We start from the raw sequence: 21,250 nt of genomic DNA on the forward strand, positions 1-21,250 counted from the left end.
CTTCGTCATCTTCGTCCGCCTTCGGCTCCCTTCAGATTCCCTCGGGCGCATCGAGGTTGCTCGCAGCCACGGCGCCCGCGTCGAGTGGCTGTCGCTGTCTTAAGCCGTTGCGCTGCTAGGGCGCTTGTTACTGACGAGACTTGCGTTGCCCGCCTCTGCGGCCGCCCGGGCGGCGCGCGATCGGCTTACGCGTTGGGGTGCGTCGGGGCGATGGCGCTTCGCGAATGCGGTGGGCGGTTTGCTAGTGAAGAGGCCGACAACGTTGGGGGAGGGAAAAAGCGATGGGCGGCGCGCGTTGAGTTTTTGCTTGCGCATGCTGACCTGCGCGCGCGCCGCCCATCGGTTCTGCTGGAGGTCGGCTGGGATTGGAGCGGGGTCAAGGGAGCTGCGTTTGCGGGGATCGGCGTGGATATGCGTGATCAAGGGCTGCGCGTTTTGCGGTGAGATTTTGCGGTGAGCTGTTGCGGTGAGCTGTTGCGGTGAGTCTTTGCCATCAGCTGTTGCCCTGAGCCCGTGCCCTAAGCCGTTGCCCTGAGTCCTCGCCCTGAGCCGTTGCCCTGAGCCGTTGCCCTGAGTCCTTGCCCTGAGTCCTTGCCCTGAATCCTTGCCCTGAATCCTTGCCCTGAGTCCTTGCCCTGAATCCTTGCCCTGAATCCTTGCCCTGAATCCTTGCCCTGAGTCCTTGCCCTAAGCCGTTGCCCTATCCTTGCCTTACGCAACGGCCCTGAGCTGGTGCTCTGAGATGTTGCACTGAGCATGTGCATCAACCATCTCAAGCCTCATATCCCACAAGTTACTGTTGTTCCGCCATCCAGCGGCATCACAACCCAACGACTATCGTCACTAGAATCGATGGGCGGCGCGCGGACGGGTCGGCATTCGAGCGGCGATATCCAACGCGCGCCGCCCATCGCTTTTCCCCTCCCCTCCGACGGCGGCGCCACTAGCAAACCACCCTACGCAAGCGCGAAGCGTCCACCTCCCGACGCACCCCAGCGCGTAAGCCGATAGCGCGCCGCCCGGGCGGCCGCAGAGGCGGGCAACGCAAGTCTCGTCAGTAAACCCAGCTCTAGCAGCGCAACGGCTTAAGACAGCGACAGCCCCTCGACGCGGGCGACGTGGCTGCGAGCAACCTCGATGCGCCCGAGGGAATCTGAAGGTAGCCGAAGGCGGACGAAGATGACGAAGGGGCAGTCCGGAGCGAAGGCTCCGGACCGCAATCGCGGGCGCGAGCAGTCACGGCGCCTGCGGCGAGGGGCGGCCTACGAAGACACCCTGCCTATCCTACGAAGACACCCTGCCTATCCCACGAAGACCCCCGGCCTACCCCTACGAAGACACCCTGCCTACCCGACGAAGCCCCCCAGCCTACCCCACGACTAAGACAACGCCCCCTGAATAGCCTCCCGAGCCTGATGCGACAACTCCAACCGCGTCGGCAAACTCCCATCTGCATGTTTTGTTGCCAGCACCGGCAAAAACACCACCTCGACTGATAGCCCCGTCGCCCCCATCACCCTCCACAGGTTTGCGACCAGGCTTTCTTCTCCCACGAACGCGGCGAAGCCGTTGCGTTTGCCGTGTTGCAGGAATCGAAGGGCTACCGGTTGGATTTCCACGCCTGTGGTGCGGGCCGGTTCGAACAGGCTTGCATGGAAAGGCAGCAGTTCGAAGCCTTCCGTCGTGGTGCCTTCCGGGAACAATCCCACTGCATCGCCCAGCTTGAAGCGGGCCTGCATGGCTTCGCCCATGGCGTGCACCGCGTGGCGCTGGCCGCGTTCGATGAAGAGTGTGCCGGCGCCAGCCACCAGCCAGCCGATCACTGGCCAGCTGCGGATTTCGCTTTTGGCCACGAAAGACGTGGCGCGAGCGGAATTCAGGACGAAGATATCGATCCACGAAACATGGTTTGCCACCAGCAACACAGGGCCGGTCATTCGCGGTTCGCCCTTGAAGACGACCCGCAGCCCGCAGACTGCCATCAGGCAGCGGGACCACGTGCGATTCAACCAGGCGCGCGTTTTGGGCCCGATGAAGGGATAGACCAGGCCCACGCAAAGCAGGCCAAACAGGATCAGGGGTAGAACAAGGGTCAGTCTTAGGACAAAGCGCAGCAGCTTCAAACTGAAGTCTCCCAGGCCAGCCGGCCACCTACCACGGTGGCGCGTACCCGACCGGGCAGCATCATACCCGCGAACGGGGTGTGGGCGCTGCGGCTTTGCAGCGCCGCAGGCGTCACCAGCCATTCCGCGTCCAGGTCCACCAGGCACAAATCGGCTGGCGCGCCGACGCCCAACTGCCCGGCGCCGGCTGCGGCAGAAGTGATACGGGCGAGGACGGCTGCGGGGCCGGACGTGATGCGGGCCAGTGCGTCAGGCAGCGGCTGGCGGCGGTCGCGCACCCACTTCAGGGTCAGCGACAGCAGCAATTCCAGCCCGGTCGCGCCTGGCGTGGACAACGGGAAGGGCATCGCCTTGCCGTGGCTATCGACGGCCGTGTGATCGGAACACAGGGCGTCGACCAGGCCTTCGGCCAGCGCCGCATGAATGGCGTCGCGGTCGCGCTGACCTCGGAGCGGCGGTTGCAGATGGAAATTCGTGTCAAAGAAACCGATATCCACGTCCGTCAGGTGCAGATTGTGGGCGGAGACATCCGCCGTAACGGGCAGCCCCTCGCGCTTGGCGGCGCGCAGCAATTCCAGTCCGGCCGCCGAGGACAAGCGCGTCAGGTGCACCCGCGCGCCCGTGGCGCGTTGCAGCTCAAAAATGGTGTGCAGCGCCACGGTTTCCGCTGCCACGGGCAGTCCTTCCAGACCCAGCCGCTCGGCATAGGGGCCGCTGGCTGCGGACGCGCCGCGCGCCAGCCATGGATCTTGCGGGCGCAGCCACAGCGTTTGGCCCTGAGCGCTGGCGTAGCGCATCGCGCCCAACAGCACCCGCGTGTCGGCGATGCCCTGCTCGCCCTGCGCATAGGCGATGCAACCGGCCTGGGCCAACAGGCCGAATTCTGTCAGGGTCTCACCCGCCAGCCCCACCGTCATCGCGCCCAGCGGCAACACCCGGGGTTGAGCGTCTTCGCTTTGGTGCAGCAATCCGCCCACCTTGCCCGGCTCATCCAGTGCAGCGGCGGCGTCCGGGGGCATTACCAGGCGGGTTACGCCGCCTGCCAACGCCGCCCGCAGCTCGGCTGGCGCGAATGCCGAAACGCCGGGCTGCGAGACGCGGGCCGACAGGTCGATCAAGCCCGGCAACACGGCCAGGCCGCCCGCATCCAGATGCCGATCGGCCTGGAACCCATCGGGCGCCGCGCCCACAGCCACTACGCGGCCATCGGCCAGATAAAGATCGTGCGATCCGTCCACGCCGTTGGCGGGATCGATCAGCCGGCCGTTGGCAATGTGCAGCCTCATGACGCGCCTCCGGCCAGAATGCTAATGGCTGCCACGCGCAAGTGCCCCTCAAAATCAGCCAACTGCCCTTCGATAGCAGACAAGCTTGCGGCCACATCACCGTCAATTTCCACGCCGGGACTCAGTGCTCCGGCGGGCAGCAGCAGCGCATCAGGCTTGGCAAAGGCCAAGGATGCGGGCGTCAGGCCGTGCGTGTAGGCGTACTCACGCGCGGACGGCAGCCATGCGCCACTGATCTGTTCAACATGCAGGGGCAGCGCAATGATCACATCGGCGTCGAGCAGGCCTTCCTGCAAGGTCGCGCAAGCGCGCACGCCGAGTTGCGGCAAACCTTCGGGCAAGAGCGTGCGGGGCGCGGCCACGCGCAGCTCTGGTACGCCCAGCGTCGTCATGACATGGATAACGGAACGCGCAACGCGTGAATGGCGGATATCGCCCACAATCGTCACGGTCAGATTGGTCAGGTCTTGTTTGATTTCCTGCATGGCCCGTATCAGCGCCAACGCAGGCAGGGGATCGGCATGCTGCCCGTCGCCCGCATTGATGACCCGCAAGCCGGGCGCCGCATGGGCGGCCGCGCAATGGGCCGCCCCGCTTGCGGCATGCCGCAAGATCAGGATTCCCGGCGCAAGGCCAGCCACGGTCTGGGCCAGCGCAGCGCCACTATGCAGCGTATCGGCTTGCGCGTTCAGCGGCACGGGCAACAACGACAGACGCGCGGCCGCGTCGGCAAAGGCGTCGCGATCCGGGGCGTCATCAGGCAGGAAAAGAAACACTGGCAGTTCGGACGGCGCGGCAGGCGGCATGACATCCGCCGCGGCATAAGCGCTTGCGGTATCGAGCAACCGCTCGACGTGACGCCGGGGCAGCCCTTCCGTTGTCAGCAGATGAATGAGTTCGCCGCGGCGATCAAGTTGCGGATTGAGCATAGGCAGGCCGGGCCGCGTACGTCAGGACGCAGGCAGGGTGTCCAAGTATCGTTGCAGGATAACAGCCGCGGCCATCGCATCGTCGGCGGCGTGCGTGCCCAGCAGGCGCTGCGCCTCCATGCTGGAACCGCGTTCGTCCACCAGCTCCACAGCGATGCCAAACCGGCCGTGCAATTGATTGGCGAAGCGCCGGCAGCGCGCAGTGGCAGGCTGTTCGCCCCCGTCCGCGTCAAACGCCAGCCCCACCACCACGCGGTGAGGCTGCCATTCCTGCAAGAGCGCCGCGATGCGGTTAAAGCGCGCGTCGCGGATCTCGCTGAAAATGATTTCCAGGGGCCGCGCCTGACGCGTCAGGGTGTTGCCGATGGCGATGCCGATTTTCTTCTCGCCGAAATCAAAGCCGAGCAGAGTCTCTTCAGGCATGGCCGGCATCGCCCGCCAGCATCACCGGATCAATGCCCAGCAGCTTCAAGGCAGCGGGGTAGCGATCTTCGGGGGGAACGTCAAAAATGATGTGGTCATCGGCGCTGACGCTAAGCCAGGCGTTCTGGCCCATCTCGCTTTCCAACTGGCCAGCGCCCCAGCCTGCGTAACCCAGCGTGACCAGCATGCGGGCAGGCCCGTTGCCGTCGGCCACGGCTTGCAGCACATCGCGCGAGGTGGTCAGCGCCATCGCGCCCATCCGGATGCTGGAGCTGTAATCGCCGGCGGGCGCGTGCAGCACGAAACCGCGGTCGGTCTGCACCGGACCGCCAAAGAAAACCAGCGTGTCTTTCACGGGGCCGATTTCAAGCGTCAGGTCGATGCGCTCGAACAAGGTGCCTAGCGTCAAGTCGGTGGGCCGGTTGATGACCAGGCCCAGCGCGCCACGTTCGGAGTGTTCGCACACATAGATGACCGAACCCGCCAGACTGCCTTCGACCATGCTCGGCATGGCGATCAGGAAATGATTGGCGAAATTGATGGGCTGTGTCGAGCCGTCTTCGTGGTGTGTTTCCGTCATGGCAACCCCTTCATGGGTAGTCTGAATGAACCGCGGACGGGGCGCACGCGTACGTGGCCCATCATGCCTGTCGGCAGACCGTCCTGCGGTTACGTGGGATGGGGTATGCCCCCATCTTACGAGCCCTGGCGGAATAGGTCAGCGGTAAGGGTTCAGATTTCCATCAATTCAAAGTCCTCTTTGCGGGCGCCGCATTCAGGACAGACCCAGTTCGGCGGTACGTCTTCCCAGCGGGTGCCGGGAGCAATACCTTCGTCGGGCAGGCCAGACTCTTCGTCATAGACCCAGCCACAAATCAGACACATCCAAGTACGCATAGTTCTCTCTTACATCAAATCCCGGCCCGGGTCCCGGCGACGGGGCAAAGGTGGGGGGCTTCCATTAGAATGGGGACAATCTTACCGAAACCCAATAGGGGTTCCCCTGATTCACCTCAAATGAGTCCGGGTACCCTCACTCAAGCGCTGTCTAAGTGGCCCCCGTTACTCCCCCTCTCGTTTTGGTCTTCGGCCCGTTCGATCCTTCGGGTTCCGACGGCCTGCCCGCGGACGCCGTTACCTGCGCCCGCCTGGGCTGTCATGCCTTGTCGGCCGTGACCGCGCTGACCGTGCAGGACACGGCAAGCATCGAAGAAATCCATCCCGTTTCGCCTGACCTGCTGGACGATCAGTCCCGCTGCCTGCTCGAAGATATGCCCGTGCAGGCCATCAAGGTGGGCGGACTATACACCGCGGAAACGGCAAGCGTGGCCGCCCAGGTGGCCGCCGACTACAGCCAGGTGCCGCTTGTGCTGCATCTGGGCCAGCGCGCCCCGCTGCCGGCCGATGCCGCCGACGAGGACGAGGCCGACGACCTGCTCGCCGCCACGCTGGAACTCGTACTGCCGCAAACGGATTTGCTGGTCATCGAACACCTGCGTCTGGCGCAATGGCACGCCGACGGCGACATTGATATCGGGGACGCACCGTCGCCCATGCACGCGCTCGTCGCCGCTGGCGCAGAGTGGGTCCTGGTACTGGGCAGCCCTCAGCGCCCTGGCCACTATGCCAACGTGCTGCTGGGCCCCAATGGGCAAACGCATACGTGGCCCTGGCAGGCGCCCCCGGATCGCAATGGCGACGCCGGCGGACTGGCGGCGACAGCCATCACTGCCATGCTTGCCCGTGGGCTGGAAATGCCGGAAGCCGTGCGCCAGGGCTTGGCGCATGCTGAAGCCTCGGTCGCCGCAAGCTTTTTGCCGGGCATGGGCCGGCGTATTCCCAATCGGATCCAACCGCAATGAAACCGCTGCGCTTTCCCTCTGGCCTGTATGGCGTCACCCCGGAATGGGACGATACCGAGCGCCTGATGCTGGCGGTCCGTCATGCTGCCGAGGGCGGCATGCGGTCGCTGCAGTTGCGGCGCAAAAACGTGCCGGATGCCGTGCGCGCCGAACAGGCCCGCGCTCTGGCGCCGCTGTGCCGCGAACTGGGCGTGGTGTTCCTGATCAATGACGATTGGCGTCTGGCGCTGGAAGTGGGCGCCGATGGCGCGCACGTTGGCCGTGAAGATGAAAGCCTGGCGCGCATCCGGGCGGAAGCCGGTCCCGACCTGATCCTGGGCGGCTCCAGCTACGACGACCTGACCCGCGCCCGCGAATTGCTGGACGCAGGCGCCGATTACATTGCTTTCGGCGCCATGTTCGCGTCCACCGTCAAACCGGATACCGTCCGCGCCCCGCTGTCGGTGCTGACCGAAGCCCGCCGTCTGGTCGAAGAGCGCGATGCGCCCCGGCCAGCGGTCGTCGCCATCGGCGGCATTACGCCCGCCAACGCCCCCCTGGTGGCCCAGGCCGGCGCCGACTCCATCGCCGTTATTACTGCACTTTTCGAAGCGCCCAGCATCCGAGCCGCCGCGGTGGCCTGCTCTGCGCCCTATTCCGCCAACCCTAACCGCAAGCCTTGAACGCCATGTCTCGTAACGAACAGCTTTTCGAACGCGCCTGCCGCAGCATCCCCGGCGGCGTCAACTCGCCCGTGCGCGCCTTCCGCTCCGTCGGCGGCACGCCGCGCTTCATCAAGCGCGCGCAAGGCCCATACGTGTGGGATGCGGACGACAAGCAGTACATCGATTACGTGGGTTCCTGGGGCCCGGCGATCCTGGGCCATTCGCACCCTGAAGTGGTGCGCGCAGTGCAAGATGCGGCCGTGAACGGCCTGTCGTTCGGCGCCCCCACCGAAGCCGAAATTGAACTGGCTGAAGTGCTGATTTCGCGACTGCCTTCGCTGGAACAAGTGCGTCTGGTCAGCTCCGGCACGGAAGCCACCATGACGGCCATCCGTCTGGCGCGCGGCGCCACGGGCCGCGCCAAGATCGTCAAGTTCGAAGGCTGCTACCACGGCCACTCGGACAGCCTGCTGGTCAAGGCGGGCTCCGGCCTGATGACATTCGGCAATCCGAGTTCGGCAGGCGTGCCGCCCGAATTCGTGTCGCACACGCTCACCCTGGAATACAACAACCTGGACGCCGTGCGCGAGGCCTTCGCCAAGCACGGCGCCGACATCGCCTGCATCATCGTGGAGCCGGTCGCCGGCAACATGAATCTGATCAAACCGGCGCCAGGCTTTCTGGAAGGCCTGCGCGAAGTCTGCACACAGCACGGCGCGCTGCTGATTTTTGATGAAGTCATGACGGGTTTCCGCGTGGGTCCGCAAGGCGTGCAAGGACTGACCGGCGTCAAGCCGGACATCACCACGCTGGCCAAGGTGATCGGCGGCGGCATGCCGGTGGGCGCCTTTGGCGGCAGCGCTGAAATCATGAAGCACATCGCCCCGTTGGGCGGCGTCTACCAAGCGGGCACGCTGTCCGGCAACCCGGTAGCCGTGGCTGCTGGTCTGGCCACGCTGCGCCTGATCGCCGCGCCCGGTTTCTACGACAAGCTGTCCGCCCAAACCGCCAAACTGGCCCAGGGCCTGCAAGAGCGCGCGCGCGCTGCTGGCCTGGCCTTCTCGGCTGATTCGGTGGGCGGCATGTTCGGCATCTACTTCAGCGACAAGGTCCCGGCCTCGTTCGCCGAAGTCTCGGCCTGCGACACCAAGGCGTTCAACCGCTTCTTCCATGCCATGCTGGACCACGGCGTGCACTTTGCGCCGTCCGCGTTTGAAGCGGGTTTTGTGTCGGCCACGCATGACGACGCCGTCATCAAGTCCACGCTGGATATCGCCGAGAAGGTCTTCGCGGCGATCTAAATCGTGACCGGGAGCTGGCCTGCGGCCGCTCCCGCTTTCAGTCAAAGCGCCTGAATCAAGGCGTTTTGTAGCGCTGATAGAGCGCTGTCACATCCCGAACGTAGGCCTGAGTCTCGGCATAGGGCGGCACCGCATCGTATTTGCGTACGGCGCCCTCACCCGCGTTGTAGGCGGCAAGCGCCAGATCCAGCCGGCCGGGATACTGATCAATCAAGCGGCGTAAATGGCGTGATCCCGCCCGCACATTCGTTGCCGGGTCCACCAGCGCACGCTCGATATCGTTGACTGACAGGACCGAGGCTGCCGTCGCCGGCATCAGTTGCATCAGCCCCAGCGCACCCTTGGGCGAACGCGCATCGCTGCGAAAGCCCGATTCGATCGCAATCACCGCGGTCAGCAACGCCTGATCCACCCCCGAATCCTGCGCGGCCTGGGCGATAAGCCCGTCATGCGCGGTGGGCGTTTTCGCGTCTCCCCAGCGCAGTGCGCGCGAGGTGGGTCCAAGCGAGGCCAGCCGCGCCCCGTCGCCAGCCCCCGGTTCGCAGTCCAGGCAGACCTTGATCCCATTGCCCCGCAACACGGTCCGCACCTGGGCCCGCTTGTAATACTTGGCATACCCCGTGGGCACTTTCATCGCCCGCCAGACACCGTAAGGATCTTTGTAACGGTAGATCTCGGCGGCATGAGCACTGCTTACCGGCGCCAGCGCCAGAGCGCCTGCCGCAATAGCAGCCAGTACCGCCACGCCGCCGGCACGCGCCAGAAGGGCGCGGAAGGCCGTTGGGATGGTTCGGAAATGTCTGTTCATGGACAGGGCTCCGGCGGCGTCCAAAGACGCGTTGGCGAGGTCCTATGCTGCGTCGATCTTTCCGCTTTGTCGCTCGTGCCTTCGTCCTAGTTCTGCGCGGCCGCCCTGCGCACTGGAGAAAATCAGGGGCTGAACTACGCCATGCGGCGTGCGAGTGCGTTAGAATATGACGCAATATTTCGTTTAATTACTAAATGAATGAACCTGGCCGTCTCGTGCCAGGCAGGAGGCGTAGATGGGCGCAGAAAACACGCTCCAGCTGGTGCTGGATGCCAATACCAACGTCCTGACGGCCATTTACACGCCGCCTCCACGTCCCGATACCGATGATCCGGCACCCGTTGCGGGCACGGCTGACGCGCAAGCGGCCAGCGATGACGCCTCCGCAACCGACGCAGCCGCCCCCTCCCAGAGCGCAGCGCCCGTCACCGAACACGACTCCGAGCAAGACGGCGACACCGCCGTCGCTGTGGACAGCGCAGAAGCTGCCGCTGCCGCGCCTTACATCAACCCCGACCTGCCCAGCTGGGACGCGCTGACCGCTTCCGCCGTGGCGCAGGGTTGGAGCGCCGAGGCTCTGGACAGCCATGCCATCCTGGGCTTTATCGACCGTTGCCGCACGGCTCGCGAACCTGTGATGGCCGCCGTCGGCCAAGTGGTGGATGGCTCATTCGAGCTGGACCTGGACCCTTCCCGCATGGCCGCGCTGCTGGTCTTGCATCCGCCCAAAGGCGGCAAGCCAGTCACCCTGGACGAGTTGCGCCAAGCATTGACGGACCGCGGCATCGTGCATGGCGTGCTGGAAAAGGAACTGGCCGATACCGTGGAACAGGGCCGCCGCGAAGCCGTGCTGATCGCCCAGGGCACCCCGCCCACGCGCGGCACCCCCACCCGCTTTGAAAGCCTGCTGGACCGGCTCAAGCCCCGCGCCCAGGAAATCGACGAACTGGCGCAAGTGGACTACCGCGACCTGGGCAGCCTGTTGCTGGTCACGCCCGGCACGCCGCTGATGCGCCGCATTCCGCCGCTACCCGGGGTGGACGGCGCCAACGTGCTGGGCGAAGCCATCCTGCCGGACGAGTTGCCGGACGTGCCCTTCGCCATGGATTTGTCGGGGGTGGCGGTAGACCCCGAAGATCCATTGCTGCTGCGCGCAGCGATCTCAGGTACGCCCACCCTGATCAACCAGGGAGTGCAGGTCAATCCGGTGGTCGAAGTTGACGCCGTGAATCTGTCCACCGGCAACATCACCTTTGAAGGGTCGTTGCAGGTTCGTGGCGACATCGCCGCCACGATGGAAGTCCGCGTGACTGGCGACGTTGTCGTCAACGGCACCATCGAAGCCGCGCTGGTGGAAGCCGGCGGCAGTGTGACGGTCAAGGGCGGCATCATCGGCATGGCCGACGCGCTGCAAGACTCCGCCGCTACCGCGCGCACTGCCCATATCGTCTGTGGCGGCGCGCTGAAAGCCAAGTTCATTGAAAACGCGATCATCAGCGCCGGCCTGGATATTGATGTCGAACGCGAAATCCGCCAAAGCAGCATCGCAGCCGGCGGCAGCATCAATGTGGGTCCGCCCAACACCCAGCAAAGCGCCATTACGGGCGGCCAGACGCGCGCCTTGAACGCCGTGCGCGCGGGCACCATCGGATCGCCGTCGGGCATACCCACGCTGGTCCAGGCTGGCCTGGACCCGCATGCGGACATCAAGCGTTCGGCTCTGACGCGCAAACGTTTGAAAATGAACGAGGAAAAGTCCAAGCTGGAACAACTGCTGATGTTCCTGCAGGCCAACCCGCAACGGGCGCCTGGCGACGTGGTGGAGCGCGCCCGCAACACCCACACCAAGCTCGTTGCCGAACTGCTGGCGCTGGAAACAGAAGAAGCCCAGCTGATCCGGGACCTGCAACCCCTGCACACCGCCACCATCGCCGCGACTCGGCGCTTTTGCAGCGGCGTGAAGATTCAGCTGGGCAACAAGATGCAGGAATTCCTGGAAGATCAGGTGGGCGGTAAAGCCGGTCTGGAAGAAGGCGAGATCGTCATCCGCTGACGCGGGCCGCTGGCGCTATCAAGGCGCCAGCTCTTTAAACCAGACTCGCGGTGAAATCCCGCGGTCTGGCCCCAAGATGGAAAATCCGCCGTCCACCGGGATATCCACGCCGGTCATCCACGACGCGGCATCCGAACACGCAAAGCACACGGCAGCAGCGATTTCATCGCCCGACCCGACCCGGCCCAGCGGGTGGAAGTGCGCGCCCACGGCGTCTGCCGCCTGACGCGATCCGCCTGATAGCTGCTCAACCGACGGCGACCAGGTCCAGGCAGGCGACACCGCCAATACCCGAACGCCCGCTGGCGCCAACTCCACCGCGAAATTCTTGGTGATCTGCAACATCGCCGCTTTGGACGCGGGATACAGCGCCCGCCCGGCCGCGCCGAACTTGCCGCCCGTGCTGCCCATGTTCACGACTACCCCGCCCCGCTGCAAATGCCCCGCCGCCAGCTGCGTGAAAATGGCGGCCGACACCAGATTGGTGTCCAGGGTGCTGTGCCACTCCTCACGTGAAGACGCCAGCCCGCGATCGGTGTACTGGCAGGCGTTATTAACCAGGATGTCCAGGCGGCCAAACCGCGCCAGAGCAGCGTCGATGCAGCGCTGTATCTGGCTGTCCTGGCCGATGTCGGTTTCGCAATACAGCGCGTTGCCACCCAGTTCCTGCTCCAACGACTGACCCGCCTGCGCGTTGCGGCCCACCAGCACCACATTGGCGCCGGCCGCAGCCAAACCGCGCGCAATGTCCGCGCCCAATCCCTGCGTACTGCCCGTGACGATGGCGGTCTTGCCGGCCAAGCCGGGAAAGCCTGAAAAATCCATGGAACATCCTTGATCAATGCGGCGCGGCGGCCCAGCGCACAGCTTCCGCCACCGTGCCGGTTTGTGCAATCAATCGCATGCTGGCCAAGGACGCCTCGTGCACCGCCAAATCGGCGGAAGCACAGGCGTCGGCAGCCACCATGACATCAAAACCAATATCGGCGGCGTGACGCACCGTTCCCTCAACGACGGAATGCGTCGCCACCCCCGCGACGATCAGCCGGCGGGCGCCGATAACCCGCAGCGTCTCTTCCAGCGGCGTGCCGTAAAAGGCGCTGATGCGGGTGTGCTTGACCACGAACTCCCGCGAACTGCCGGCCAGCGGTTGCAGGCCTTCGTAGAAGGCGCTGCCCCACTGTCCTTCGGGTACCGCGCCTATCGTGGCCACATTGCGAAAAATCGCGCAGTTGGCCAGAAGATCCGCGTAGTCCGGGCGGAAAGCGATGCGCACATGCACGATGGGCAACGCCTGCGCCCGCGCGCCGTCCAACAGCGCCGCGGCATTGTCCAGCAACCGTTGGCGCGCCCCGCTGTCGGCGTCCAGCCCGACACGGATCTTGCCATCTGGATGCAGCACATCATTTTGATAGTGCAGCGCCAGCACCGCGACGTCCGGCATGATCAAACGAACACCTCGAACACGTCATGCGCATCGTCGCAATTCACGAGGTCTACGCGTTTCATACGGATGCGCCAGCTGTCACCCTCAGCGGCCAGTTTATGTGTGTAGCGGCCAGCCAGCTGACGCGGCTGACGCTTGCGCCACTCCGTCATCTGAAACACGGAATGCACCACCAGGTTGCCGCCCGCGTCCACGCCTTCGACCTGGACGCCCCCCACCAGACGCACGCTGCGCGTCGGCGGCTGCTGCGACCAGTTGCGGGGATGCTCCAGACGCCGGATGCGTACGTCGCGCAACATCCGGTCTTCCCAGAACAGAGAGATATGATCGAAAGGGCTCTGCTGCCCCACGACCCTCGGCATCCAATACATACCGTCAGAGGTCCACAACGACTGCCAATCATCGTAGCGGCGCTCGTCCAGCAGACACGCCTCGCGGTACAGAAACTGGGCGATGCGGTGGTAGGTATCGGCCGGCACATCTGCCGGAGACAGGCCAGTCGTGCTTACGTCAAAATCCAGGTCTAGCAACATGTGCTGTCTCCCGTTGCGGCTCCGGCGGCAGTCGCGCCAGCTTCCATATAGGTTTTCCAGGCGCGGAATTGATTGCGCATGGGAAGTTCACTGGTGCCGTTGACGGACACCATGCCATCCGCATCACTGCGGTCGCTGCCGTGGTAGCGGTGCATGCTGACCCATTCTCCGCCGCGGGTGGCGTTGCCTTCCTGGCAGCGGTTATAGAGCTCGATATCGTCCGGCATGACGTTAGACGACGGCGAGTTGATCACGTTGGCATACATCATGGCGCGCTTGAACACGCCATCCGGCGCGCCCTTGCAGCGGAAGGTCTGAATTTCGATCAGCGTACGGTCCACCGCGATCGGGCGGATCACGCGGAACTGCTGAAACACGGTATGCGGCGACCCGCTGCCGTAGATGACCGTGTTGTGGCGGTTCATGCCCAGGATTTCGCGGGCACGCTCTTCGCCATAGGCTGTGGTCAGCGTATCGAAATGCGCCCGCGACACCGGATCGCGCTCGGCAGCGCCTGGGTTGAAGATGCCTTCCATGTAGCCGTGGCCGTTGTCATAGGCGCGCAGTTCCAGCTTTTCCCAGAACTCATAGGGCTCGCCGTTGCCGTCCATGATGTGCAGCTCCAGCGGCATTTCGCCCATCTCTTTGGCTTCGTCGCGCGCGGCGGCGTAAGAGGACTCGTGCGTGACTCGGGCGTGCATGGTGTCGTGCAGGTTCTCGTAGAAAACCTTCCAGTTTGACCGCTGCATGACGCGGAAAATGCCGCCGGCGACTTCGACCTCGCCGACTGGCGAGCGGTCGCACAGATTGTCGATGGACGAGCGCACCCCGCCCAGAAAGTCCACAAGCGCAGGACCCTCCTTGGACTGGCTGGCAAACACAAAGCCGCGATAGGCATCCACCCGGGCCAGACGCCGCATTGAAAATGACGGATCAGCGGGATCGTAGGACGTGCCTTCCAAGCCCTGCTTGAGCGGCACGCCAAGATGGCTGCCGTCCAGCTTGAATGTCCAGGCGTGATACGGGCAACGGAAGAACTTGCCCACACAGCCCTCGCCATCGGCGACCAATTTCGCGCCCTTGTGCGGGCAGCGGTTGTACAGCACGTGCACGTTGCCATCGGCGGCGCGCACCATCAGCACGTCCTGGTCGCCCACGCGGGTGGTGTGATAGTCGCCTGTCTTGGGCACCTGGCTTTCATGCCCGACATAGACCCAGGCGCGCCCGTAGATACGCTGCATCTCCAGGTCGAAAATGGCAGGATCGGTGTAGACGCCACGATGCACGCTGTCGCCGCGCACCATCGCGGCCAGTTGCTCTTCGGTGTACGACATATCGGCCTCTTACTTGTTCGCGCTGGTTTGCCAACGCGCCATCAGCGTGTTGGACGGCAGGGTTTCATCCAGCAGCTTGGCCGCGGTTTCGCGGCCAGCCACGGGCAGCCCCTTGGGGTCCAGCAGACCCACCTGCACCAGCACGCTGGCCTGATCCCAATAGATGTGCTCGTGGTAGAGCTTGTCGCCGCGGAACTTCACGATGGCGACCAGCGGAATTTCCACGGTACGTCCGGTGGGCGCCACCCCTGGCAGCAGCCAGTCGATCTCGGTGGTGTGGGTAAAGCAGAACAGCAGTTCGTCCACGATCTGCGTGGCGCCGACCGTGCGCGACAGCGGAATCAGGCGCGTGTCCGGCGGATTGCTGTTGACGAAATGATGCTGGTAGAAGCGGGACAGTTCCTTGTGGCCCACGCCGCCCGTCATGGTGGGGATGTGATTGACATAGGGCTCGGCCACCATCGTGGCCATCGTCGCGGCTACGTCGCGCGTGCCGAATTCGTATTCGCAGTGCTTGTCCCACAAATAGGAATAGTCGAACTCCGGACCAATCGCGCGCTGCAAGGCAGCCATGCTGCGCTGGTGCGCCATCAACGCAGCAGGCTTGTCGTAGTGATCGCCGCCGGTGCGCGCAAACGCATGTTCCATACCCGGATAGACATAGAGCTCAACGCCCGGCTTGCCACCCAGCGTTTCCAGAATGCGCTGACGCGCCGCTGGCGGACAGAAGCCATCCTGCTCGGCAATGTGCAGCACCAGACGGCCGCGCAGCTTGGATGCTTCTTCCAGGCTGTCTTCGATGCCCACGCCGTAGTAACCCACGGCCACGTCCACATCGGTACGGCAAGCAGCCAGATACGCCAGCTTGCCGCCCAGGCAGTAACCCACAACGCCCACCCCGCCCTGCTGCTCGGGCAATTCGCGCAGGGCGGCAATCGTGGAGGCAATGTCGCGCATGCCCAGTTCCAGATCAAACCCCTGGTACAACGCGAAGGCGCGCGGCATGTCTGCGGGGCCGTCCGTCAGTTGAATGCCGGGTTCCTGGCGCCAGAACAGATCGGGCACCAGCACCACATACCCTTCTTCTGCCAACAATTGCGCCGCACGGCGCATTACGTCGTTGACGCCAAAGATCTCCTGGCACAGCACCAGCCCGGGGCCGTGGCCGCTGGCGGGCACTGCCAGATAAGCGCCAAAAGACTTGCCATCGTGCGAGGCCACCTGAACCTGGCGCGTCGAAATGTTCTGAGTCATGCGTCTCTCCTTGATGCGTACAGCGTGATGCTGGCTGCGGGCCGCCTTACTTCATCTGGCAGGCGGCAGCGAACGGGTCCTGGTACTGCGTCAGCACCGTGCCCGACAGCTTGTTGACGAGCTTTCCGCCTGCGCCCGCTTCGATAATGCGCAGGTAGTAGTTCTGGACCGGGTATTGATTGCGGTTGAATTTGAAGTCACCACGCACCGACTTGAAGTCCGCCTGCCGCAAGGCCGGACGCAAGGCGTCGGCTTCCAGCTTGCCGCCTGTTTTGCGCACCGCGCTATCCAGCAGCATGGCGGCGTCATATCCTTGCGAGGCATACAAGGTCGGGCTGCGGTTGTAGGTTTTCTTGAAGTCTTCGACAAACTTGCGATTGGCCGGGTTGTCCAGATCGGCCGCCCATTGCGACGTATTGCGCAAGCCCGCGATCGGCGCGCCCACCGCCGCGATCGTGTCTTCGTCGCCAGAGAAACCCGGCGCCAGCAACGCGATGTCTTTGGAAAGACCCGCGCCGTTGAACTGCTTGATGAAGTTCACGCCCATACCGCCGGGCAGAAAGAAGAACACGGCATCGGGTTTGCTGGCCCGCAGCCGCGTGATCTCGACGCCATAGTCCAATTGGCCCAGCTGGGTGTAGATCTCTTCAGAGAGCCCGCCTTTGTACAGACGCTTGAAACCATTGAGCGACTCGCGTCCGCCCGGATAGTCCGGCGCAATCAGGGCGACGCTCTTGTAACCCTGGTCGGCGGCATACTTGCCCATGGCGGCGGGAATATCTTCGTTCTGCCAGGCCACCGCAAAAAAGTTGGGATTACAGCCCGCGCCGGCGTAGTTTTCCGGGCCCGTATTGGTGCTGAGATAGATCGTGCCCGATTGCAAAATGGCCGGCATCACAGGCAGCAGCACATTTGAAAATACGATGCCCGTCATCACGTCGACCTTGTCGCGCTTGAGCAGGCGTTCAACCGCCTGACGGCCTGTGTCCGCTTTTTGCTGGTCATCGGCCACGACCACTTCCGCCGTCAGTCCGCCCAGCTTGCCGCCGGTATGTTGCAGCGCAAGATTGAAGCCATCGCGAATCTCATTACCCAACGCCGAACCCGGTCCGGATAGCGTCGTCAGCAAGCCCACCTTGATCTTGTCAGCTGCCGTGGCGCTTGCCGCGGCTGTCATGCAAACCAGCGCTGCCAGCGCGCGCCGGCTCCAAAGATGTCGATTCATGAGCCACCCCGTTTTGTCCGTCAGCGATGCTGGCGGAAGCTGACAGAAACCGTCTGCCGTCGGTTTACGCATGCTGCCGGTCAAAGCCGCCAAGCTTACGCGCCGCGGCGCTGCCCTCCAATAGACTTGGAAAATCCTGCAGGGCCTGCTCGGCTAGAGTAGGCCGCCGCGTGCTGGGGCTCTATCCGAATACGGTCACTCTTATCCGGGATTCACTTAATTCCAAACCCTTGATGATTAAATTACTCTGGCCACAGATACGGGAGCGTTCCCGTCCCGGAGGCATCCATGCAAGACTGGTCCCGACTCACCCTTGCGCCCTTGTTCAAGCGGCGCGTGTTCAGCTCCACCCAACAGGATGAGACCCTCACCCGTGTTTCTGAGGCGCTGAAGGACCACCGCCTCACCTGGAAAAGCGGCCGCGTGGACGCCGAGCTGAACCGGGGCCGCTTCGGCTCACTGACAGTCTGTACGCTGCGCTACGGCGCCGAAGTCCACATTGAGCCCGACCGTTTGCAAGACTTCATGCTGGTGCAGGTGCCGCTGCGCGGACGCGCCTGTATTGAATGCGGCGATGACCGCGTCGATGCCACGCCGGACTGCGCAGCCGTCATCGCCCCCAACCGGCCCCTGCGGCTGCACTGGGAAGCGGGCTGTGAACAACTGCTGTTGAAGATTCCCCGGGGCAAGCTGGAAGCCATAGGCCGCCGCGCCTTTGGCGACGCCGCTGACCGCCCGCTGGATTTCAGCCCCGCGCTACGCCTGGACAACCCCATCGGCGCCGCCTGGCGCAGCATGGTGACCGGCATGATCCATTTGCTGCCCACCCTGGATGACGGCGCGCCCAGGCCTCCGGCCGCATGGCTCGAACACATCGAGGACACGCTGATCCTGCATCTGCTCTACAACCAGCCCAACACCTGGCAGCACCATGCGGGCACGGCCCCGTCCGAGCCGCGCCGCCTGACCTTGGCCGAGTCCTACATGCGTGCACATTTATCCGCGCCGCTGACGCTGCCCGACATCGCCCGCCACGCCGGCGCCAGCGCCACGGTTCTGACCCGCCTGTTTCAGGAACACCGCGATACCACGCCGATGAACGCCCTGCGGGCGCTACGGCTGGACACTGCCAGACAACAGCTGAAGTCAGACGCCGCCGTCAGCGTCACGGAAGTGGCGCTAGGCGTGGGATTTGGGCATCTGGGAAGGTTCTCGGAGTATTACCGCGAACGATTTGGAGAATTGCCGCGAGAGACGCGGCGATCGGGCGGTTGAGAGCATCGGATGGCGCTCTGCGCAAGACTCATGATGAAGAATCCGCGCGCCCAGGCAGAACAATGACACCAAGCACCAAAGGCCGCCACACCAACTTCAAGTGCCGGCTGAAAAGCCAATGCAGCGACCTCAAGTGCTCAGTACAACCCAGCGATCAAGCCGCTGGCACCACTGCGGTGACTTCGATCTCGACCTTGGCGCGATCTTCTACCAGATCCGCCACCTCGACCGCCGTCATCGCCGGAAAGTGTTTTCCGATGAACTCGCGGTAGTGCTTGCCGATGGCGGGATACGCCGCCACATATTCTTCCTTGTCCGTCACATACCAAGTCATGCGGACTATGTGTTCAGGCTTGGCGCCGCCTTCAGCCAAGATGGCAACAATGTTCGACAAGGTCTGGCGCACCTGCTCTGCCAGATCATCCGTTTCGAACTGCTGCTGACCATTCCACCCCACCTGCCCGCCCACGAACACGAGCTTGCTGCCCACCTGCATTTCGGTAAGCACACCATTCGAATAGCCCCGGGGCGCCATCCAATCCGGCGGTTGCAGAATCTTCATAACGTCTCATCCTATTTATAAGAAAACAAACTACAGGGTGACTCTTGCGGCAGAAGCCGCAGGAATCAGATAAGCCTGCATGCGTTCCCGCAGGTCCGCAGGCAGCGGCATGGACTTCATCGTCCGCAAATCCACCGTCACGATCGTCAGCATGGCTGACAATCGCAACTGACCATCCGGCCCTTCAAAGCGCACCAGCGCCTTGAACGATGCGCCGCCGATGCGCTGCACTTCCAGCGTCTGGTGCAAGCGTTCGTGCCAACGGCTGGGCGCGCTGAAATCGCAGGTGACCGACGCCATGGGCGTACCGATGTGCCGGTCCACATGCAGCGTATGGAACGGCAACCCCATGCCTTTGTCGAACCACTCCTCGACAAAGTCATTGATCATCTCGAAATAGCGCGGGTAGAAAACAATGCCCGCCGGATCACAATGACGGAACCGGACTTCGACCTGGCTTGAGAAAGGGTTGGCCATGATGATTTCCTGTTGCCTTGTTCAAGCCATCTTGCGCAGCGCAAAGCGCTGCAACTTGCCGGTTTCGGTACGGGGCAACGCCGCCACGAATTCGATCGCGCGCGGGTACTTGTACGGCGCGATGCTGGCCTTCACAAAGTTCTGCATTGCAGTGACGAGTTCATCGCTAGCTTCAAAGCCGGGTTTCAGCACGACAAAGGCTTTCACCACCTGACCGCGTTCATCGTCAGTCGCGCCCACCACGCCGCACTCGGCCACGGCCTCATGGCGCAGCAAGGCGTCTTCCACTTCCGGGCCGGCGATGTTGTAGCCCGCCGATACGATCATGTCGTCGTTGCGCGCCTGGTAATACAGATAGCCGTCATCGTCCTGCATGAAGGTATCGCCCGGCAGGTTCCAGCCCTTTTGCACAAAGCGGCGCTGGCGCTCGTCGGCCAGATAGCGGCAGCCGGTCGGGCCCTTGATGGCAAGGCGGCCCACCGTGCCGTTAGGCAAGGGATTCATATCATCGTCCACGACCTGCGCCACATAACCCGGCACCACACGGCCGATCGCGCCGCGCTTGACCGACTCGGGCGGGCTGGACACAAACACGTGGATCATTTCCGTGCCGCCAATGCCGTCGATCATTTCAAGGCCGCTGGCCTGCTTCCACAATTGACGCGTGGCGTCTGGCAAGGCTTCGCCTGCCGATACGCTTTTCTTCAATGAAGACAGGTCAAACTTGCCAACCAGCGCCGCCATCTGGCGATAGAACGTCGGGGCCGTGAAGACGATGGTGGCGCGGAAATCCTGGATCAGTTCCAAGAGGCTTTCCGGCGTCAGCCTTTCGGCCAGCACCGTGCTGGCGCCCACGCGCAGCGGGAAGCACAGCAGGCCGCCCAATCCGAACGTGAATGCCAATGGCGGCGTGCCGCAGAAGATATCGTCGGGGCCGGGCTTGATGACGTGCTTGGGAAACAGATCGCACATCGCCAGCACGTCGCGGTGAAAATGCATGCAGCCCTTGGGCGAACCCGTCGTGCCGCTGGTGAAAGCGATCAGGCAGACGTCGTCGCCGGACGTATCGCAGGCAGTATAGGTATCCGGCTTGGCTGCCGCCAAGGCATCCAGCGCGTCTGGAGCGGCATCATTGAAGTACATGACTTGAGACAGGCCGGCGCAATGATGCTCGTGCTCGGGCTGGGTGCAGAACTGCGCTTCTTCTTTCAGGCGTGCATCGCACAGCACGGCCTGGATCTGCGCTTTTTCGATGATCTGCTTGAGTTCTTTCGCGCGCAGCAGCGGCATGGTCGGCACGGTGACCAGACCCGCTTTGATCGCGGCCAGCCAAGACGCCGCCATCATCGGATTATTCGGCCCGCGCAACAGCAGGCGGTTGCCGGGAACGAGCTTCATGTCCTCGGTCAGCACGCGTGCAATGCGGTTGGTCAGTTGGGCCAGCTCGCGATAGGTCATCGACGCAGGCTTGCCGTTTTCCAGCCAGCGCAACGCCGGGCGGTCGCCAAAGCCGCGATCGGCCATGGCGTCCACCAATTCAACGGCGCAATTAAAGCGCTTGGGGTAAGCCACGTCGGGGCCGTCCAAGAGGAATTCGGGCCATTGATCGCCCGGGGGCAGGTTGTCCCGGGCAAACGTGTCGATGTGGGCAGATACTTCCATGTGGTTCCCCTTGCCTTGTGCTGTGTGGTTTGCGTCGCTGAAGACGAGAGCT

General features: G+C 63.7%; 21 protein-coding genes. 5 read left to right on the forward strand and 16 right to left on the reverse strand.

Annotation, left to right across the window (positions count from 1 at the left end):
• Positions 1 to 1,379: 1,379 nt before the first annotated feature.
• The 6 genes from RAS12_RS19040 to RAS12_RS19065 all read right to left on the reverse strand — a co-directional run bounded on the left by RAS12_RS19040 (position 1,380) and on the right by RAS12_RS19065 (position 5,658).
• Positions 1,380 to 2,123, reverse strand: a complete 744-nt coding sequence (locus tag RAS12_RS19040) for a lysophospholipid acyltransferase family protein (protein ID WP_306938063.1) — start codon at positions 2,121 to 2,123, stop codon at positions 1,380 to 1,382.
• Entirely contained in the window at positions 2,120 to 3,409 is a 1,290-nt protein-coding gene (locus RAS12_RS19045; RefSeq protein WP_306938065.1) for a dihydroorotase, read from the reverse strand. The genes RAS12_RS19040 and RAS12_RS19045 overlap by 4 nt, the downstream gene beginning before the upstream one ends.
• Entirely contained in the window at positions 3,406 to 4,338 is a 933-nt protein-coding gene (locus tag RAS12_RS19050; RefSeq protein ID WP_306938067.1) for an aspartate carbamoyltransferase, read from the reverse strand. The genes RAS12_RS19045 and RAS12_RS19050 overlap by 4 nt, the downstream gene beginning before the upstream one ends.
• A gap of 21 nt (positions 4,339 to 4,359) precedes the next feature.
• Positions 4,360 to 4,761 (reverse strand): Holliday junction resolvase RuvX, encoded by a 402-nt coding sequence (gene ruvX, locus RAS12_RS19055; protein ID WP_306938069.1) that lies wholly within the window; start codon positions 4,759 to 4,761, stop codon positions 4,360 to 4,362.
• Positions 4,754 to 5,341, reverse strand: a complete 588-nt coding sequence (locus RAS12_RS19060) for a YqgE/AlgH family protein (protein ID WP_306938070.1) — start codon at positions 5,339 to 5,341, stop codon at positions 4,754 to 4,756. The genes ruvX and RAS12_RS19060 overlap by 8 nt, the downstream gene beginning before the upstream one ends.
• 152 nt (positions 5,342 to 5,493) lie before the next feature.
• Positions 5,494 to 5,658: a rubredoxin gene (locus RAS12_RS19065; protein ID WP_025515484.1), complete on the reverse strand. Its 165-nt coding sequence runs from the start codon at positions 5,656 to 5,658 to the stop codon at positions 5,494 to 5,496.
• Between the two features lie 155 nt (positions 5,659 to 5,813).
• Here RAS12_RS19065 and RAS12_RS19070 point away from each other — a divergent pair, with 155 nt between their 5' ends.
• The 3 genes from RAS12_RS19070 to hemL are packed head-to-tail and all read left to right on the forward strand — an operon-like array spanning position 5,814 to position 8,568.
• Positions 5,814 to 6,623: a hydroxymethylpyrimidine/phosphomethylpyrimidine kinase gene (locus RAS12_RS19070; RefSeq protein WP_371321209.1), complete on the forward strand. Its 810-nt coding sequence runs from the start codon at positions 5,814 to 5,816 to the stop codon at positions 6,621 to 6,623.
• On the forward strand, positions 6,620 to 7,285 hold the full coding sequence (thiE, locus tag RAS12_RS19075) for a thiamine phosphate synthase (protein ID WP_306938083.1): 666 nt from the start codon (positions 6,620 to 6,622) through the stop codon (positions 7,283 to 7,285). Before RAS12_RS19070 ends, thiE begins: the two co-directional genes overlap by 4 nt.
• A gap of 5 nt (positions 7,286 to 7,290) precedes the next feature.
• Positions 7,291 to 8,568, forward strand: coding sequence for a glutamate-1-semialdehyde 2,1-aminomutase (hemL, locus tag RAS12_RS19080; protein WP_306938084.1), 1,278 nt, complete (start codon positions 7,291 to 7,293; stop codon positions 8,566 to 8,568).
• 55 nt (positions 8,569 to 8,623) lie between these two features.
• Here hemL and RAS12_RS19085 read toward each other — a convergent pair whose 3' ends face one another.
• Complete coding sequence (locus tag RAS12_RS19085; protein ID WP_306938085.1) at positions 8,624 to 9,376, reverse strand: lytic transglycosylase domain-containing protein; 753 nt, start codon at positions 9,374 to 9,376, stop codon at positions 8,624 to 8,626.
• Positions 9,377 to 9,611: 235 nt separating this feature from the next.
• On the opposite strand from RAS12_RS19085, the gene RAS12_RS19090 reads away from it, so the two are divergent.
• Positions 9,612 to 11,429, forward strand: coding sequence for a flagellar assembly protein A (locus RAS12_RS19090; RefSeq protein ID WP_306938087.1), 1,818 nt, complete (start codon positions 9,612 to 9,614; stop codon positions 11,427 to 11,429).
• Between the two features lie 18 nt (positions 11,430 to 11,447).
• Here the strand turns inward: RAS12_RS19090 and RAS12_RS19095 are convergent, their stop codons facing one another.
• From RAS12_RS19095 to RAS12_RS19120, 6 genes are read right to left on the reverse strand one after another with little or no spacing between them, the layout of a single operon-like run.
• A complete protein-coding gene (locus RAS12_RS19095) occupies positions 11,448 to 12,254 on the reverse strand; it encodes an SDR family oxidoreductase (RefSeq protein WP_306938089.1) in 807 nt (268 codons plus the stop codon).
• A 13-nt stretch (positions 12,255 to 12,267) separates the two neighbouring features.
• Complete coding sequence (locus RAS12_RS19100) at positions 12,268 to 12,873, reverse strand: cysteine hydrolase family protein (RefSeq protein ID WP_306938090.1); 606 nt, start codon at positions 12,871 to 12,873, stop codon at positions 12,268 to 12,270.
• Between the two features lie 2 nt (positions 12,874 to 12,875).
• Complete coding sequence (locus tag RAS12_RS19105) at positions 12,876 to 13,409, reverse strand: aromatic-ring-hydroxylating dioxygenase subunit beta (RefSeq protein ID WP_306938091.1); 534 nt, start codon at positions 13,407 to 13,409, stop codon at positions 12,876 to 12,878.
• Positions 13,400 to 14,743, reverse strand: coding sequence for an aromatic ring-hydroxylating dioxygenase subunit alpha (locus RAS12_RS19110; protein ID WP_306938093.1), 1,344 nt, complete (start codon positions 14,741 to 14,743; stop codon positions 13,400 to 13,402). Before RAS12_RS19110 ends, RAS12_RS19105 begins: the two co-directional genes overlap by 10 nt.
• 9 nt (positions 14,744 to 14,752) lie before the next feature.
• Positions 14,753 to 15,997: a dienelactone hydrolase family protein gene (locus RAS12_RS19115; protein ID WP_306938094.1), complete on the reverse strand. Its 1,245-nt coding sequence runs from the start codon at positions 15,995 to 15,997 to the stop codon at positions 14,753 to 14,755.
• A gap of 46 nt (positions 15,998 to 16,043) precedes the next feature.
• Entirely contained in the window at positions 16,044 to 17,222 is a 1,179-nt protein-coding gene (locus RAS12_RS19120; protein ID WP_306938095.1) for an ABC transporter substrate-binding protein, read from the reverse strand.
• Positions 17,223 to 17,510: 288 nt separating this feature from the next.
• Here RAS12_RS19120 and RAS12_RS19125 point away from each other — a divergent pair, with 288 nt between their 5' ends.
• On the forward strand, positions 17,511 to 18,497 hold the full coding sequence (locus RAS12_RS19125; RefSeq protein WP_306938096.1) for an AraC family transcriptional regulator: 987 nt from the start codon (positions 17,511 to 17,513) through the stop codon (positions 18,495 to 18,497).
• A 154-nt stretch (positions 18,498 to 18,651) separates the two neighbouring features.
• Here the strand turns inward: RAS12_RS19125 and RAS12_RS19130 are convergent, their stop codons facing one another.
• The 3 genes from RAS12_RS19130 to RAS12_RS19140 are packed head-to-tail and all read right to left on the reverse strand — an operon-like array spanning position 18,652 to position 21,198.
• Positions 18,652 to 19,059: a RidA family protein gene (locus tag RAS12_RS19130; protein WP_306938098.1), complete on the reverse strand. Its 408-nt coding sequence runs from the start codon at positions 19,057 to 19,059 to the stop codon at positions 18,652 to 18,654.
• 30 nt (positions 19,060 to 19,089) lie between these two features.
• A complete protein-coding gene (locus RAS12_RS19135) occupies positions 19,090 to 19,536 on the reverse strand; it encodes an acyl-CoA thioesterase (protein WP_306938099.1) in 447 nt (148 codons plus the stop codon).
• A gap of 21 nt (positions 19,537 to 19,557) precedes the next feature.
• Positions 19,558 to 21,198, reverse strand: a complete 1,641-nt coding sequence (locus RAS12_RS19140; RefSeq protein WP_306938100.1) for an AMP-binding protein — start codon at positions 21,196 to 21,198, stop codon at positions 19,558 to 19,560.
• Positions 21,199 to 21,250 lie beyond the last annotated feature (52 nt).

Source organism: Achromobacter seleniivolatilans (genome assembly GCF_030864005.1).
GTDB classification, from domain to species: domain Bacteria; phylum Pseudomonadota; class Gammaproteobacteria; order Burkholderiales; family Burkholderiaceae_B; genus Achromobacter; species Achromobacter seleniivolatilans.